At 71.1% G+C, this 13,970-nt stretch carries 9 protein-coding genes; 3 read left to right on the top strand and 6 right to left on the bottom strand.

Annotated elements, in window-relative coordinates:
* Positions 1–206 precede the first annotated feature (206 nt).
* Together WMF26_RS05020 and WMF26_RS05015 are read right to left on the bottom strand one after the other, a co-directional pair.
* Positions 207–731, bottom strand: coding sequence for an SRPBCC family protein (locus WMF26_RS05020; RefSeq protein ID WP_437999360.1), 525 nt, complete (start codon positions 729–731; stop codon positions 207–209).
* Positions 718–1,074 (bottom strand): ArsR/SmtB family transcription factor, encoded by a 357-nt coding sequence (locus WMF26_RS05015; RefSeq protein WP_061626394.1) that lies wholly within the window; start codon positions 1,072–1,074, stop codon positions 718–720. The genes WMF26_RS05020 and WMF26_RS05015 overlap by 14 nt, the downstream gene beginning before the upstream one ends.
* Before the next feature lie 661 nt (positions 1,075–1,735).
* Here WMF26_RS05015 and WMF26_RS05010 point away from each other — a divergent pair.
* The gene (locus tag WMF26_RS05010) at positions 1,736–3,079 is read left to right on the top strand and encodes a cellulose binding domain-containing protein (protein ID WP_437999359.1); all 1,344 of its coding nucleotides are present in this window, start codon (positions 1,736–1,738) and stop codon (positions 3,077–3,079) included.
* Between the two features lie 412 nt (positions 3,080–3,491).
* On the opposite strand, the gene WMF26_RS05005 is transcribed toward WMF26_RS05010, so the two are convergent.
* On the bottom strand, positions 3,492–4,583 hold the full coding sequence (locus WMF26_RS05005; RefSeq protein ID WP_437999358.1) for a hypothetical protein: 1,092 nt from the start codon (positions 4,581–4,583) through the stop codon (positions 3,492–3,494).
* Between the two features lie 307 nt (positions 4,584–4,890).
* Here WMF26_RS05005 and WMF26_RS05000 point away from each other — a divergent pair, with 307 nt between their 5' ends.
* Positions 4,891–6,645, top strand: coding sequence for a sigma-54-dependent transcriptional regulator (locus tag WMF26_RS05000; protein ID WP_437999357.1), 1,755 nt, complete (start codon positions 4,891–4,893; stop codon positions 6,643–6,645).
* Positions 6,646–6,790: 145 nt separating this feature from the next.
* A complete protein-coding gene (locus tag WMF26_RS04995; RefSeq protein WP_437999356.1) occupies positions 6,791–10,969 on the top strand; it encodes a TOMM system kinase/cyclase fusion protein in 4,179 nt (1,392 codons plus the stop codon).
* 51 nt (positions 10,970–11,020) lie between these two features.
* Here WMF26_RS04995 and WMF26_RS04990 read toward each other — a convergent pair whose 3' ends face one another.
* Genes WMF26_RS04990 through WMF26_RS04980 form a run of 3 tightly spaced genes read right to left on the bottom strand, consistent with a single transcriptional unit; the run spans position 11,021 to position 13,956 of the window.
* Complete coding sequence (locus WMF26_RS04990) at positions 11,021–12,082, bottom strand: hypothetical protein (RefSeq protein ID WP_437999355.1); 1,062 nt, start codon at positions 12,080–12,082, stop codon at positions 11,021–11,023.
* Between the two features lie 29 nt (positions 12,083–12,111).
* Positions 12,112–12,615, bottom strand: coding sequence for a hypothetical protein (locus WMF26_RS04985; protein WP_061626389.1), 504 nt, complete (start codon positions 12,613–12,615; stop codon positions 12,112–12,114).
* Between the two features lie 12 nt (positions 12,616–12,627).
* Positions 12,628–13,956, bottom strand: coding sequence for a hypothetical protein (locus WMF26_RS04980; RefSeq protein WP_437999354.1), 1,329 nt, complete (start codon positions 13,954–13,956; stop codon positions 12,628–12,630).
* Between the last annotated feature and the right edge of the window lie 14 nt (positions 13,957–13,970).

Below are 13,970 nucleotides of genomic sequence, written 5' to 3'. Positions count from 1 at the left end.
TTATCCATCGGGAGATGGATGCCGTACGAGATCATCCTCGAACGGGCGCCTCGTTCCCGCTCCGAAGGTGATCTTTGCGATGCCACGAGAGGCTAGAGCGCTGCAAATCGAGACGCAAGCGCCGCGCAGGATTTATCCCTAAGCATCTCAGGACGACTGCGCTCGCAGGGTGTCGCGCTCCCCGGCGTCCCTCCGGCGCGATGGCTTCAGGACGGTCGCGCCGTCGTACCGAGCGTGACGAGAAGCTCATCGAGCTGCTCGAACGTCTCGCCCATCCCGCTGTACGCGCCCGAGGCCAGGGCGGCGTCGCGCGCTTGCTTCGATCGATAGAGCTCGTGCAGCACCTGCAGCGTCTTGCCGCCTCTCTCCTCGAGGGTCACGGTCGTGACGGCGCCATCGTCGCCCGCTTCGTCGTTCGTCCACACGATGCGCGAATGCGGTGTCACTTCGAGGTACGTGCCGAAGAACGCCATCGGCTGCGCGGCATCGTGACCAAAGACCAGGCGGTAGCTGCCGCCGGTGCGAATATCCGCTTCGTAGGAAAGTAGAGGCACGGGCATCGACTTCGGTATCCACCACCGCCTGAACAGCTCCGGCGTGGTCCACGCCTGGAACACGATGCGCGCCGGGGCATCGAAGGTCCGTGTGACGACGATCTCGCGATCGGACTTCGGTTCCACCGTCGTGCGATTACTCGTCAATTTGGGCTCACTCTCTTTACTTGCGTCCATCGACGTTCTCCTTTCGCTTCAGCTCCTCGATGACCTTGTCCAGCTCGTCGAAGCGCGCGGCCCAGATCTGGCGGTACCTCTCGATCCACGCCGTCTCTTCGTCGAGCCCCCGCGGGCCGAGCTTGCAGGTACGCACGCGGCCGACCTTCTCGGTGGTGACGAGCCCGGCCCGCTCGAGGACGCCGACGTGCTTCTTCATGCCCGTGAGGGTCATGTGAAACTTCTCGGCGAGGTCCGTGATCGAAGCGTCGGCTCGTCCGAGCTGCTCCAGAACGCCGCGCCGGGTCGCGTCGGAAAGCGCGGCGAAGGAAGCGTCGAGGCGGGCACTCGAAAACTGAACCATGTGGTTCAGTATTTAACGCGCGCGTCGGCGTCGTGCAAGAGGAGATCGAGCGCGTGCTCCGTCGCGAGCCGACTTTGCTTCAGAAACTTGCGACCGTTTGCAGTGACAGCGGAATGCGGCTCGGCGCCGCCACCCCGCCCCGCCGGGCCAACGCGCCCCCCGCCGCGGGGGTACGGGGCCAGCAGGCGGTTGGACTACCTGATCCCCCCTGCATCCGACGCCACAGAGCCAGGTGCGCTACGACCTCATCATTTTCCCGCTGTAGTTTCGTAGGGCCCCCTCGTTCGCGCTGCAGCCGCTTTGGCTTTGACTCCGTTCCGTGGAATAGCGGCTACCGACTGCGGGCGCGCCGGGGGCGCGCCGCCGCGGCACGTTCCGGGTTGCTCATGGCGAGATGAATCCATTGCATGGGGTCTATGATGCCATTTCATTAGAATCACGCCCTCCGGTGATCCATGAATATGGAGTATACGAGCCGCTCGCGGCCTCACCCTTCCGCCTTGCTGCGCTACGCTTCCTCGCGCTGCGATCCGGCTTAATTTGCCTGCGCGTCGAGACTCTAATGGCGCTGAGAGTCTGAAACGAAGAACCCGGGTCCGGTCGACCTGCTCACTGCGCGTGAGCTCACCAAAAGTGTATTTCTACCGAAGTAGGAGCGACGATGCGACGAGTCACGGTTTCGATGATGTCGGCCTTCTCTTCTTCATTGTACCTCGCGGCACCGCTGGTTCTCCTCGCGTGCGGTGCGGACGCATCCGGCGAGGCGGACGTCGTCTCGGAGGCGCATGCGCTCGCAGGCGGCGGGCATTGCGCAGCCGGTTTGCTGCAGAATCCGGAGACGCAGCGGTGCGCGCCGATCGCCGATCGCCGCGCTGAAGCGCAGCGTGCCGCCGCGCGCAGGCCGGAGCGGCTGCCGCCGAATCTCAAGGCGATGCGCGGTACGGCGGACGGCGCGCCGCGCGCGGCGCGCTCGCGCGAGATCGTCCCCGACCACGTGCCGGGCGGGCTCGGCGCGGGCGTGAGTTACAAGAGCGGCGCGCTGCCCGTAACCGAATCATCGACGCTCTACACGCACATGATCGTGTATCCGGACGGTCTCGGCTTCGACGTACCGGCGGACTTGTTCACGACGGCCACGAATCGCACGGAAAAGACCGTCGAGGTCGTCGGCTGGTACCGCGAGGCCAGCGTGCATCACATCGGCGTTTTCGACTGGTCGTGCTCGGCGACCGATCCGTGCGCGGGCGGTCAGACCGTGCCCTCCTGGATCTGGACGCGACCATTCAGCGACAACACCTGCCAGCTCACGCAAATGGCGGACGGCGCCGGCGTGAACCACGAGACGCTGTACTACGCCAATGCCACCGTCTCCACCGCGAGCGGCTGGGAGAACCGCGTTTTGTTCTGGAATTATTGCACGAGTCAGTGGGATCTCGAGTACGCGCACGCGTTCACGGGTCCGCAACAAGACTGCAGTGTGACCGGCTGCGGCTGGTGGGGCCCGATCGTCGAAAACTTTTCTCCGCTCGAGGATCAGCCGTTCCCGCAGCTCGGCTTCATCGATACGAGCCTCGTTCACGACGGCGTGACGAGCCTTTTGCCGCCGAGCGAGACGGACTTCAACGGCCCGCCTTCGAATTGGGACCTGTGTTTCATCGATCCGAATACGTCCTGGACGACGAGCCAGATCCCGTGCGGCGCGAGCACGACGCCGTGGACCGCGACGCTCACCGTGACCAGCAATTGGAACACGGGCTATTGCGCGAGTGTCGCGGTTCACAACGGCGGCACGACCGCGATCTCCACTTGGTCCGTGTCGCTCGCGATGAATCAATCCACGCTGACGAGCAGCCACAGCGCGAACTTTCAGGCGGCTTCCGCCGGTCAGTATCAGGTCACTCCGCTGAGTTGGAATGCGAACCTCGCGCCCGGCGCCACGACCTCGTTCGGCTTCTGCGCGAACAAGACCGGCACAAACTACACGCCGACCGCCACCACGCCCTGAGCGCCGTGAAGCATCTCCGCTCGGCGCAGCGGAGTGCTCGATGATCACTCGTCCCGGCACGGACCGGCGCAGCCTCCGGCGGCGAGTTTGCCGGCCCGGAGCCGGGACGCGAGATCATCGACTCGAACGGGCAAGTGGTTCTCCCGAGATTTGATAACGGAGCGCGCCGCACGCGCAGCCGCCGGTGTACGCGTCGCGGCAGCCAGCTGGGTCGCGCGCCAGCAGCCACTTCCAGTACATCAGCATGCGCGGGTCGATGCCGAGCTCGCCGGCGAATTCGGCCGCCTATAGCGACCACGTCGCGCCCGAGCAACACGAGGGGCCGCGATTGCTGCCCACGCAGCAGCGCGCTCCCCCCGATTCAGCGGATTGAGGAGATGTCGAGTCGCTCGGTGCCTGATCCGGGGCGGCCCTACGGCGTGCAGTAAGCGACGGTGCGCCCGCCCTGCTCGGCCGTGGCGCAGCCGGTGTATCCCGCGGCGCGGCAGTCGAGCGCCGCGGGCTCTCCCCAGCTGCAGTACCGGAGGACGGCGCCGTCGCACGCCTCGTCGCTGCCGAGATCGCACGCGCCGCCGACCAGCCCGCAGGAGGCCGCGCCGGCGAACGGCCCGCTCTGGACGAAGCCGCAGCCCTGGCCGGCCGGCTCCAGCGCGGCGCAGTCGCGGCGGCCCAGCTTGCCGCCCGCGCAGGTCTCGAGCACCGCGCCGTCGCACCGCTGCGAGAAGAAGGAGCACGCCTCGCCCGTGCCCACGCACCCGAGCGCGCTGCGCTGCTCGTCGAACCCGCAGGTCTCCCCCGCGATCGAGAAGACCTGCTCCCCCTCACGGCCGTTCACGTGGACCAGGTTGTACTGGCTCGGACAGTGGACCCGCGTCAGGAAGCCGGCAGGGCTGCACTCGACGAGCACGTCCGCGTCCTCGGGATCGCACGCCGCCGGCGTGGTGGCGTAATCGCACGGCTCGGCGCCGCACCCGGCGTTGAAATCGGACATGCAGGAGAGCCCGGCGGCCGCGCAGTCCATCGCGGCGAGCGGCGCGCCCAGGTCGTCGCAAATCACCCAGGTATCGCCCTCGCACAGATCGGCGCCGGCCCGCTCGCTGCACGCCGCGCCGAGCTCCTCGACGGCCGGCGTGCACGCGCGGACCCCGGCGCAGTCGGCCGCCGCGAGCTTGCAGTCCATGGCCGCGAGGCCGAGGCGCCTCGCCCCGGTGGTGGCCCAGGCCCACCGCTGATCGAGCTCGTGGCCGAGGCAGGCCTGGAGTCCCACCGGCGCACCGCCGTCGGCGTCACATGCGTTGATCCGCAGGCACGCCTCGACGCGCGGGTCGAGCTGCGCCGGGCCGCCTCCGCCGCCGCCTTCACCGCCGCTGCCCCCTCCCCCGCCGGCGCCGCTGCTCGTGCCGCCGGGGCCGCCGCCGCCCTTGCCGTCGTCGTCGCCGCAGGCCAGGAGCGAGAGGCCCAGCAACATCATGCTCACACAACGTGAGGTGTAGATCGAGATCATGGCGTGTCTTATCACGATGGCCAGATCCGATGGCTGCTGTCAGAGGGACATCGACGTTCCTCGATCGCGCCTGCCTGCGGCGCCCGGCGCCGCGGACCGGCAGCGGCTCGCTCCGCGGGCGTTCGGGCGGCCAGCGCCTCGCGCCAGCACAGACGGAACCCCTGCGTCGCGTGGGACGCAGATGCGTCAGCCGAGGACGTCCGCCATCCCCCCGGCGAGGCACCCGGATGCGGGTTGGCCGACCCTTTGCTCCGCTCATCCAGCCTCATGCCTGGACACATCTCGTGTATGCTGGCCTGCGTTCGCCATGGCTCATGATCTGCTTCCTGCGCTGATCGGCTCCCTCGTGGAGGCGACCTGCTTCGAGGACGCTGCCACGGCGGTGCTGCGCAAGATGCTCGGTTGCGCCGAGCAGGCCCTCACGGCGACCCCGCTCGCCCCGCGCGGGCGCCTGCTCCGTGGGGTGGTGCACCTCCGGCCCGAGGGCGGCTATCAGCGCCTCTTCGGCATCGAGCACCGCAACGGCGCGCGGGTCGAGGGCACCGGCTATCTCACCTCGGCGAGCGTCTGGCGCTGGCTCGTCGAGCACCGCTGCTCGGTCTCGATCGACGTTCAGCTCGGCGTGCTCCGCCCCTGGCTCCCGGACGGGGCGGCCGCGCTCGTCGAGCGGCGCGGCGGCGCCGGTCTGCCCGGCGACGAGACGCGCGACCGGATGCTCGAGCGCGACGCCACGCACGTGCACGTGGTGCCGCTGCGCGCCCCCGGCGGCGCCGTCGAGGGGATGGTCGCGCTCGAGGCCAGCTGCAAGGCGGCCGCCGGGGGCGAGCCGATGTGGCGCGGGTGCTACGAGCAGCTCGAGCTCCTCGCCAGCATCGCGGCGCCCTACCTGCGCGCGCTGCCGCCCCGGCCGGCCGGCCCGGCGCGCGTCGACGAGTTCCTGCCGGTGGTCGGCCCCACGACCGGGCCCCTCATCGACCTGCTGCGCGTGTTCGCCCGGCAGGAGGAGACCATCCTCATCAGCGGCCCGACCGGCGCCGGCAAGTCCCGGCTCGCGCGCTGGTGCCACGAGCAGTCGGGGCGCGTCGGCCAGCGGTTCGAGACGCTCGACCTGCTCAGCGTCCCCGAGGACCTCCAGATGGCCGAGCTGTTCGGCTGGAAGCGCGGGGCCTTCACCGGGGCGGTGCGGGACAACCCGGGCGCGATCGCGCGCGCCGCGCAGGGGACGCTCTTCATCGACGAGGTCGACAAGCTCTCGCTCAAGGCGCAGGCCGGCCTGCTCCACGTGCTCGAGGAGCGGCGTTACCGGGCGCTCGGCGACGAGGGGGGCGAGCGCCGCGCCGACGTGCGCTTCCTCATCGGCACCAACGAAAACCTGCGCGCGGCCGCGCGCGACGGCCGCTTCCGCGAGGATCTCTACTACCGGATCAACGTGCTGCCCGTCCGGCTGCCGCCGCTCGCCGAGCGGCTCGACGAGCTGCCGCTCTGGGCCGACTACATGCTGAGCCGCCGCCACCGCGAGGGCGGCGCGCACGGCGCGGCGCGGCTGGCGCCGGAGGCGGTGGCGCTCCTCTGCGAGGTGCCGTGGCCGGGCAACCTGCGGCAGCTCGACAACATCATCCGCCGCGCGTACGCGCTCTCGGTCGCGGAGCGCGGCGGCGCGGGCGGCGAGCTCGCGCTCGATCGGAGCCACCTCGCGCGCGCCCTCGCCTACGACGGCGCGCCGGAGACCGGCGCGCTGCTCGCCCAGCTCTGGCGCGCGGCGCACGCCTTCGTCCTGGAGGCGGAGCGGCGCGCGCGCGGGGGGGAGCCGCTGTCGCTCGATCTCAGCGAGGGCTTCCGCGGCCTGGTGCTCGGCGCGGCGCTGCAGCGCGCCGGCAGCCGCGAGGAGGCGTTCGCGCTCCTCGGCCAGCAGCAGCTCGTCAAGAACCGCAATCACCACCGGGCGCTGCGGCGGGAGCTCGATCGCGTCCGCGAGCTGACCGAGGCGCTCGGCGGAGAGATCGATCGCGACCTCGTCGCGCTGCTGAAGGAGGATGTCGAGGCGCCGTCGGAGGGGCGCTGATCCGCGCTGTTCCTTGAGGTTTACCGCCGCGCAGCGCCGTAAGGCTCGAGGCGCCGCGGCCGTTCGTCGCTCGCCGAGGGTCGTCCGTGGCCCCTCCGGGCCCTCGCCCGGGAAACGCCGGGCATGTCACCACAACGAGGCCGGAATGCATCAGGGCAGTCCGTTGCTGGCCGCCGAATCGACGTTCGCGGGGCGATACGAGATCGTCTCCGAGCTGGGCGCAGGCGGCTTCGGCAGGGTCTACAAGGCGCGGCAGCTCACCACCGGCCAGACGGTGGCGCTCAAGATCATGACGCTGCCGGAGCGCGGCGACGCGGCCGCGATCGAGCGACGGATCGCGCGGTTCCTCCGCGAGGCGGAGCTCTGCGGGCAGCTGCGTCACCCCAACATCGTGACGCTCATCGACGCGGGGCGCGCCGGCAACGAGCTCCTTTACACCGTCTTCTCGTACGTGCCCGGCGAGACGCTCGAGGAGGTGCTCGCCCGGGAGGGCGCGCTCGCGCCCGCGGAGGCGAGGCACCTCATGGTGCAGGTGCTCGACGCCCTCTCGTGCGCCCACGCCCAAGGGGTCATCCACCGCGACCTCAAGCCGCGCAACATCATGGTGCTCCCCTCCGGCGCTCGCCGGAACGCGGTGGTGCTCGACTTCGGCATCGGCGTGATCGCCGGGGCGAGCGGCGGCCGGAGCGCGCGCCTGACGGCCACCGGCGAGACGCTCGGCACGCCCGGCTACGCCGCGCCCGAGCAGCTCCGCGGGCTCGAGCCGACGCCGCGCGTCGACCTGTTCTCGTGGGGGCTCGTCTTCCTCGAGTGCCTCACGGGCGTGCCCGTGTACGCCGGCGGCTCGGCGGCCGACATCCTGTACCAGCAGCTCAACCCCGCCCCCGTCCCCATCCCGGCCGCGCTCCAGGGGCACTGGCTGGGGGCGCTGCTCCGCCACGTGACGCAGAAGGACGAGGCTGCCCGCGAGGCGAGCGCCGCGGCGCTCGTCCCGGCGCTCGACGCCTGCGACGTCGCGGCGCTGTCGCGGGACGCGATCGCCCGGGGAGCCGCCTCCGGCGAGCCGCAGGACACCCCGGTCGAGCCGGTCGGGGGAGGGTCGGCGGCCGGCGCGCCGCGGGCGTACGCGTTCTTCGCGCCGACCGTCACCCACCCGCCCGACGCCGCGACGCTCGCCACGCTCGACGGCGAGCGGCGGCAGCTCACCGTGGTCTGCTGCGCGCTCGACGCGATCGCCGCGACGCCCGAGGGGCTCGACGTGGAAGAGATCGACGGGCTCTTGCGCGCGGAGGTCGCCGCCTGCGCCGACATCGCGCGCAGCCACCGGGGGCACGTGGCCGCCGCGCTCGGCGACCGCGTGCTGATCTACTTCGGCTACCCGCGCGCCGAGGAGGACGACGCGCGGCGCGCCGCCCGGGCGGCGCTCGCGATCGCGGACGCGGTGCGCGCCAAGAACGACCGGCGCGCGGCGCCGGGCGCGCGGATCGAGGTGCGGATCGGCGTCCACAGCGGCGTGCTCGTCGCGCAGGACCTCCGGGGCGGCTCGGCGCCCGGCGTGGGGGAGACGCCGCGCACCGCCGCGCGCGTCGCGGCGCTCGCGCCGCCCGGCGGCGTCGCGGTGTCGGCCGAGGTCCGGCGGCTCCTGCGGGGCGCGTTCGAGTTCGAAGGCGGCGAGGGGCCGCAGGCGGATCGCGCGGGCGCGTCCGGGAAGACGTTCGTCCTCCGCGCGGCGTCGGACCGGCCGCCCACCCCGGACTCCATCAGCAACGAGGCGCCGCTCGTCGGCAGGGAGCAGGAGATGGCGATCCTGCTCGAGCGCTGGCGCCGCGCGCGCGCGGGCGCGGGGCAGTGCACGATGATCAGCGGGGAGCCCGGCCTCGGCAAGAGCCGCCTCGTGCGCGAGCTGCGGGCGCGGGTGGCGCGCGAGCCGCACACCTTCGTGGAGTGCCGCTGCGCGCCGGACACGCAGCACAGCGCGCTCTTCCCGATCGTCGAGATGCTCGCGCGCATCCTGGAGCTCGATCACGAGGCGCCGCCGGACGCCCGCGTCGCGCGGCTCGAGGCGCGCCTCGCGGGCCACGGCTTCACGCCGCCGGAGGTGATGCCGCTGTTCCTGCCGCTCCTCTCCCTCCCCGTCGCGCCCCCTTACGCCCCGCTCGACGTCTCCCCGCAGCGGCGGAAGGAGATGACGCTGAACGCCGTTCTGTCGCTGCTGTTCGCGATGGCCGAGGAGCGCCCGCTGATCTTCGTGGCAGAGGACTTGCACTGGGCCGAGGCAACAACCCTGGAGCTGCTCACGCTGCTCGTCCAAGAGGCTCCCTCGGCCCCGGTGTCCTTGATCATGACCTCACGCCCCGAGTTCTCGATTCCCTTCCCTACCGCCGGTGTCCAGCACCTCTCCCTCAACCGCCTCGAGCGCGCCCAGGTCGAGCCGATGATCGCGGCGCTCCTCGGCGGCAAGGCGCTTCCCGCCGAGGTCCTCGATCAGGTGCTCGACCGCACCGACGGCGTGCCGCTCTTCGTGGAGGAGCTGATCTGGATGCTGGTGGACACAGGCGCGCTCGTGGAGGGGGAGGACAGGTACGATCTGGCCCGTCCGCTCGCGCAGACGGAGATCCCGAGCACGCTGCGCAACCTGCTGACGGCCCGCCTGGATCGGCTGGGTCGCGCCAGGGAGACAGCGCAGGTCGCGGCGGCGCTGGGCCGGGAGTTCAGCCTCGACGTGCTCTCGGTCGTGAGCCCGCTCGGCGCCGCCGCGGTGCAGGAGGATCTCGACCGGCTGACGGACACTGGCCTCGTGTACCGCAAGCGCCGCATCAAGAACCCGAGTTACGTGTTCAAGCACGCGCTCATCCGCGACGCGGCCTACGACAGCATGACCCGCGCGACCCAGCAGGCCATGCACAAGCGTATCGCCACCGCGCTGGAGGCCGAGTTCCACGATCTGCCGCGGGAGAGGCCCGATCTCGTGGCCCGTCATTGGTCCGACGCGGATCGCCCGGACAAGGCCGTCGGGTACTGGCACGACGCGGCGAAGAAGGCCTCCAGCGCGTCGGCGTACACCGATGCGCTGCACCACATCGCGCGAGGGCTCTCCGATGTCGGCCTGCTCCCCCCCGGAGCAGCGCGCGACGACCAGGAGATGGATCTGCTCCTGACGCGCGGGGCAATCCTGATGTCCAAGGTCGGTTATAGCGATCCGGAGGTGGAGCGGTCGTTCACGCGGGTCGTGGAGCTCGCCGCGGCCGGCCAAGCGTCCTCCGAGCGCGCCTTCGTGGCGCGGCGGGGGCTCTGGTATTTCCACAACACGCGCGCTTCCTTGCCGGAGGCGCTGCGCCTCGGGCGCGAGCTGCTCGCGATCGCCGAGCAGGATGGGCGGCCGGAGCGGCTGCTCGGGGCGCACCAGGCGCTCTGCATGACGAGCTTCTGCATGGGGCGCCTCGCGGACGCCGTCGCGCATAGCCGGAAGTGCGACTCCATCTACGTCTTCGAGCGGCACCGCGATCTGGCGGTCATTTACGGCGACGATCCGCTGCTCTCCTCGCTGTCCTTCGAGGCGCTGGCCGAGCTCCTCCTCGGGCACGTCGACCTCGCCCTCGCCCGGAAGCAGCAAGGGATCGACCATGCAATGCGGCTGGGATACACGAGCCGCATCGCCGGCATGCACGGCCAGGCGGCGTGGCTTCACCTGGTGCTCGGCTGCACGGGCACGGGCGCGCCGCTCCTCGACGGCGCGCGGGAGCACGCTCAGCAGGCCATCACGGTGGCGCAAGAGCACGGCTTTCCGTTCTGGGAAGCCTACGGGCGCATGATCGACGCCGCGGCGCGCGCCCTCTCGGGGGACGGCGGGGGGATCGAGCCTCTCCGGCGCGGCATGGCGATGTGGCGGCGGGTGGGGGCCGAGCTCGGCACGATCTGGCAGCTCACGTTCCTCTCCGCGGCGCTCCGGCTCCAGGGGGACTTCGGCGGAGCGCTCCGAACGCTCGACGAGGCGACGGCGCACTACGAACGCACGGAGGAGCGTTATCTCGAGCCGGAGGTCCACCGCCAGCGGGCGGAGATCCTCCTCTCGCCGGAGAACCCTCGGCGCGACGAGGCCGCGGGCGAGCTCGAGCTCGAGCGCGCGCTCACCCGGGCGAGGGAGCTCTCGGCGCGGTGGCTCGAGCTGAGCGCGCTCTTGAGCCTGCACCGCGCCCGCTCGCGGCGCGGCGGGTCAGGGGGAGCGCGCGCCGAGATCGCGGCCGCGCTCGCCGCGATCGACGGCGATGATGCCTCCGCCGCCGCGCTCCGCGAGGCGCACCGTATCGTCGCAACGCCGGCGTGAGCGGGCGGCGGCGGACGTCCGCCGCCCGCTCAGCGGACGTCCGCCGCCCGCTCAGAAGAGCCCTGATGGCCAGCTGGTGCCGAGATAGGCCTTCGCCGAGGGACCCTGGTCCTCGTCCCAGACCAGCTTGATGTCGAGGAAGCGCAGGAAGCGCCGCGGCCAGGCCTCTCCAGCGACCTGCTCGCGCGACTCGCCGGGCCACCCGGCGACGGCGGCCGCCTTGGCCGGGTGGCAGAGCCCGGCTTCCACCAGCCGGTCCAGGATCGCGCGCCGGCGCGGATCCTGGCAGGGGCCGCGAGCGACCTGCTGCTGGCTGAACGCGAGCCCCAGCGACGCGCGCCCGGGAGCGTCGTAGTTGGCCAGGTTCAGATCGAAGTACACGTCGTCTCCGGTGTACGCCTCCGGATACAACGCCCGCTGAGCTCGCTCCAGCGCTGCCAGCTCGCCGCTCCATCCGATGGCCTTCAGGTACGGTGAGAGCGCGGCGCGCGGCACCTTGCCGTAGAGCTTCACCGCCTTTGGATCGCGGCCCAGCATCACCGAGAGGTGGATGAGCCGCCCCCCTCGCGGGAGGGCGGCGAAGCACCGCCCGAGCGCGCCGCCGAGGCGCGCTGACGCGGGCACGCCCAAGAGGTCGAGGACCCGGTGGACGGTGTCGATCTCCTCGTCGGGCCGAGGCGCACCGAGGGGCTCGAGCGGTCGCGCGTACCCCGACACGAGGCACACGCTCACGCACGGCGGCGCGGCCGCCGGCCCGCGCACGTCGTCGAGCTCGAGCCACACGGTGGGGACGCGCGGCCAGAGGGGCGCCTCGGGGCCGGACCAAGCGGCCCCGAGGCGCGCGACGGGGAGCCAGGCGTGGCGCTCCTGCTCGGTCCAGCTCCGCGAGCGCTCCTCGAGATCCCGGAACACCCGGGTGCCCTGCGGCCCCGGCCGATCCAGGGCGACGAGGAAGTCCACCTGATCGTCCGCTGGACCGAGCCGCCACTCGACGTACTGCGCGGTGACGTCGCCCTCGAGGCCCGATCGGAACAAGCGCGCGTGGGCCCTCGCTCGATCGAAGCCGACCTCGGCGGGCATCCGCGCGGATGCGACTGTCAGGATGTCGTTCATCGTGTCCTCACCTTCTCCGGCCGGACCGCCTACCAGGCCGAGTACACGGGGCCGAGGAGCTCTGCCTTCACGACCGCCAAGATGGCGTTCAGCTGGCTGTGGCTCAGCTCCTTGCCGTTGCCCGGCGACGCCAGGGCCGCCACCGCGACCTCGGTGCCCGGGAAATGGATCTGCACGCCGCCGTCGAAGGGCTTGCGCGACGAGCTCCCCCCGTCGCCGGCGTAGACAGCGTAGAGGAGCCCCTGCATCGGCGACTGGTGCGTGACGTAGCGCGTGTCGTACATCAGCCGATCGGGCACCCGGATCAGCTCCTGCCGCACCAGCACGCAGATCTCATCCGCGAGCTCGGCCGTCGGCTTCGCGCCGGGCTGCAGGCCGACCTTGTTGCAGATATTCGCCGCCTTGGCGGAGAGGGAATACTCCTTGTAGGCGGGCTTGGGATTATTGCGGATCCGCTGCTTCTCTGCCGTGTCGTTCGAGTAGAGCGCATAGAGGAATGAGAGGGTCGGATGCTTCGGGTTCGCGTAGCTCATGGTGAGTCTCCTTCACTGCTCCGTGTTGACGATGGGATTCCAGGCAGCCCTGGCGGCCTGCCAGAGGAAATCGGCGCAGCCTTCCGCGAAGCGGACGTCGCCCTCCTTGGCCATCGGGCAGGTGTCCGTGTCGCAGTCCATGCAATCGGTCGCCGGGGATTTGAACACGACCCCTTTGGCGCGCGCGTGGCACTCGAAGCAGGAGATGTCCTGCCGGTCCCACTCGATGACGGCGTTCGCCAGCCGAGCGGGCCTGAGCCCGTCGAGCGGGACGTGGGTGGGCTTCCCGTCGAGGGAGCACGCCACGTACTCTCCGCTGTCCCGGCGCTGGGCGCCGATCAACTGGTAGTGCTGGAGCACGTGCCCGCGCTGCGCGAACAGCGCCCGCACCTCGTCGTTGAGGGCCGCCACGCCCTCCGGGATCGGCGTCAGCCGCTCGATCTGGGTCCGGCGCTGCTGGCCGGGCGCCGGCTGAGGGCACTTGTTCGGGACGCAGTCCTGACACGACGGATCCCGGAACAGCGGCGTGCGCCAAGGCTCGGACGGCTCGAGGTTGTCGACGTGCTCGAACGTCGCCCAGAACCAGGACCCCTTGGTCATCAGGGTCCTGGCGACGATGTGCATGGCCACGAGCCCGTGCGCTCCGTCCTCGTGGACGATGAAGCGACCTGGGTCGTCGGACGGGCCCAGCTTTTTCCACGCCAGCTTGAGGTGCACCAGCGGCTCGTTCGCTCCTCCAGGGTACTCGCTGGCGCAGTTGGGATACCGGCCCCACGTGGAGTTCTGCTCGCTGAGCCCGAAGCAACGGGCCGAGCCCGGGTCTTGGCACTCGGGCGCGAAGCACTGGACTGCCAGCTGGCCAGCAATATCGTTCACGCGAAGGTTGGCCACGAACTGCTGGTACGAGCGCTCATTGATGCGCGCTTCGAACTTCACGGGGTTCCCGTTCTGGTCCCACACGGGGTTGTTGCGCGGCGGCAAGGGGTCGGTCCACCCCGACGACATCACCTGCTTGACGTTCACGTCCTGGCACTCCTCTCCATCGTGAGGCGCGTCGCGCTCGAACGCCTCGGAGACGTCGTGCCACGTGCACCACAGGGGCACGCCGGCGCCGGAGAGCTGCGGCGCCGGCTGGGTCGCCGCGCCGACCAGGTCCTTGCAGCTGCCGGTGCTTCCGGAGCTCTGGGGTCCAGTCGCGGTGTGTGGCCAGTTGGTGGCGACGAAGAGGCGCCACGCGAAGATGTCGTGCAGCCGATCCAGCGCGACCTCGTCGCACGCGCCGCCGGGGCAGACGCTGGCGCAACGGAGCTCGGGCGAGGGAGGGCACACGTCTGGCGGCATCTCGCCGAGCGAAT

The organism is Sorangium sp. So ce185 (assembly GCF_051526825.1).
Lineage (GTDB): Bacteria > Myxococcota_A > Polyangia > Polyangiales > Polyangiaceae > Sorangium > Sorangium cellulosum_D.
The sequence above is the reverse complement of the archived record's forward strand: the minus strand, read 5'-3'. Positions and strand labels throughout refer to the sequence as shown.